Here is a 269-nt window from a genome sequence, read left to right on the forward strand (position 1 = left end):
GCAAGAAGAAGCGCCATTCGCCTTTCTACAGCTACGGCATTCCAGCGCTTGTGCTCGCGGTTGCGGCTTTCATCGGCTATTCGCTTTATAACAGCTTTATCGATCTGAGCAGCGGACCGGCCAACAATCCGCTGCACAGTGAAGGCAATATCGCTCCCCTGAAGGAAGGCGAGGAGCCGGGCGGGTTGAAATGGATCCCCATCTTCCAGCCTTCGGAAGCCACACGCATGTCCGTCAAGGGACGCGCCACGGCTGAAATCAGGCAGGAG

The 269-nt window shown here is 57.6% G+C and carries 1 protein-coding gene; it reads left to right on the forward strand.

All coding sequences use genetic code 11. The features are described 5' to 3' along the window. On the forward strand, positions 1 to 269 hold a 269-nt coding region (locus R0J92_RS23300; protein ID WP_411053422.1), incomplete at both ends, for a hypothetical protein.

The organism is Tritonibacter sp. SIMBA_163 (assembly GCF_046535935.1).
Lineage (GTDB): Bacteria > Pseudomonadota > Alphaproteobacteria > Rhodobacterales > Rhodobacteraceae > Epibacterium > Epibacterium scottomollicae.